Consider the following 2115-nt stretch of genomic DNA (forward strand, 5'->3'; position numbering starts at 1 on the left):
GTGGACGAGGACGACTGAGCGGCCCCTCGGAGCTCTCGCTCCGAGGAACGGACTGGACCGGCGCCTCCGGGGGAGTAAAGCGCCGGTCCAGCCGGCTTGCTGTCCGCGGCGCTCAGGCGTCGCGGCGGCGCAGGACGACCGTGGCCGCGGTCAGGAACGCGGCGGCCCAGGCGACGAGGATCAGCAGCCCGGTGACGGGCCCGTACAGCTCGGCCTCGTCCGCCATGAACTGCGAGCCCGCCGCCTGCGGCATGAACTGCGCCAGGTCGGTGAAGAAGTCGGCGGGGATCGACTGGAGGATCATCGGCACGATGAGCAGCAGCAGGAACAGCGCCGTGATGGCGCCGGCCGAGCTGCGCACGACGGCCGCCAGCCCGATGGTCAGCACGCTCAGCAGCGCCAAGTGCAGCGCGATGGCCAGCACTTGGCCGACCACATAGGACATCTCGAAGGTGGAGGCGTCCATGGCCGCCCCGCCCGTGGCCACGCCGATGACGGCCAGCACGATGCCCGCGCCGAAGGCGACGCCGCCCAGCGTGATGCTCTTGGCCACCAGCATGCGCGCCCGGTTGGGCACGCACTGAAGGGTGTTGGTGATGCTGCCGGTGGCGTACTCGCCGGTGACGGAGAGCATCGCCAGGGCCGCGACGACGAACTCGACGCCGTAGACGGTCGCGAGGGTCGCCGGGCGGGCGACGGAGGCCGTCGCGTCGTGTGTGACGGTGCCGATGCACCCGGCCGTCACGGCCATCACGGCCGCGGCGGTGAGGAGGAAGTACCAGGTCGAGCGGAGCGACCACAGCTTCGTCCACTCGGCGGCCACGGCTCCGGGCAGGCCGCCGCCGGAGGGCCGGGGTGTGGCGCGGGGCGCGGTCGCGGGGGAAGTAGTCAGCGAGCTCATGATCGGACGCGGTCTCTCTGGTCGGTTCGGTGCGACTGGGCGGTTCGGTAGGACTGGGCGGTGCGGTAGGGCTGGGCGGTGGTGCGGCGGTCAGACGGCAAGTTCCCGCTCCCCCTGCTGGGCCGGCTTCTCGCCGAGCACGGCGTGCTGCTGCTCTCCGTACTCGACGCTCCCTGAGGTCAGTTCCATGTACGCCTGCTCCAACGAGGCTTCGACAGGGCGCAGTTCATGGAGCCGCACATGCCGCTCGTGGGCGAGGTCGCCGACGCGCTCCACGCTCAGGCCGGTGACGACCAGTTCGTTGGAACTCCGCCACGCCACGTCGGCGGCCTCCTCCAGCAGCCGGTTCGCCAGCATGTGCAGGCCCTCGGCCTCGGGGCCGCGCACCGTGACGGAGTTCCGGGAGCTGCGGGAGAGGATGTCCGCCATCGGGGCGTCGGCGATGAGCTTGCCCTTGCCGATGACGACCAGCCGGTCGGCGGTCAGCTCCATCTCGCTCATCAGGTGGCTGGAGACGAAGACGGTGCGGCCCTCGGCGGCCAGCGAGCGCAGGAAGGTGCGGATCCACAGCACGCCGTCCGGGTCGAGGCCGTTGACCGGCTCGTCGAGCATCAGCACCTCGGGATCGCCCAGGAGGGCCCCGGCGATGCCCAGCCGCTGCCCCATCCCGAGGGAGAAGGACCCGGCCCGCTTCCCGGCGACCTCGCCGAGCCCCGCGACGCCGAGCACCTCGTCCACCCGCTTGGCGCCGATGCCGTGGCTGCGGGCCATCGCCAGCAGGTGCTGGTACGCGGTGCGCCGGGGGTGCACCGCCTTGGCGTCGAGGAGCGCCCCGACCTCGCGCAGCGGGTGCGCCAGGTCCGCGTAACGCTTTCCCTTGATGAGGGCGGTGCCGGAGGTGGGGTGGTCCAGACCGAGGATCATGCGCATCGTGGTGGACTTCCCGGCGCCGTTCGGCCCCAGAAATCCGGTGATCTTACCGGGCGCGACCTCCAGCGTGAGCTGGTCGACGGCGGTCTTCTCGCCGTACCTCTTCGTCAGGCCCTGAAGGGTGAGCATCGTGGTCCATGTCCTCTCCGGCGGTGCGTGAGAAGGACGCTACGGGCCGGTGAGCACGTGGTCAGGACACCTTGGGCAGGATCCGACCCCCACTTTCGTCAGGTCGTCCGGCGGACTCGCGCGGCGTGCGCAGGCGGCCGGCCACGGGCTCGTAC

At 71.4% G+C, this 2115-nt stretch carries 2 protein-coding genes; both read right to left on the reverse strand.

Annotated elements, in window-relative coordinates; genetic code table 11:
• Positions 1–112: 112 nt before the first annotated feature.
• Positions 113–901, reverse strand: coding sequence for an ABC transporter permease (locus tag ACFU99_RS41645; RefSeq protein ID WP_384403429.1), 789 nt, complete (start codon positions 899–901; stop codon positions 113–115).
• A 90-nt stretch (positions 902–991) separates the two neighbouring features.
• Positions 992–1960, reverse strand: a complete 969-nt coding sequence (locus ACFU99_RS41650) for an ABC transporter ATP-binding protein (protein WP_384403432.1) — start codon at positions 1958–1960, stop codon at positions 992–994.
• Between the last annotated feature and the right edge of the window lie 155 nt (positions 1961–2115).

Origin of the sequence: Streptomyces sp. NPDC057654, assembly GCF_042800135.1 — a bacterium.
Taxonomy (GTDB): Bacteria; Actinomycetota; Actinomycetes; order Streptomycetales; family Streptomycetaceae; genus Streptomyces.

Excerpts from the sequence above, each read along its gene's own strand:
- ACFU99_RS41645 (WP_384403429.1), bottom strand. The coding sequence starts at position 901 with ATGAGCTCGCTGACTACTTCCCCCGCGACCGCGCCCCGCGCCACACCC.
- ACFU99_RS41650 (WP_384403432.1), bottom strand. The coding sequence starts at position 1,960 with ATGCTCACCCTTCAGGGCCTGACGAAGAGGTACGGCGAGAAGACCGCC.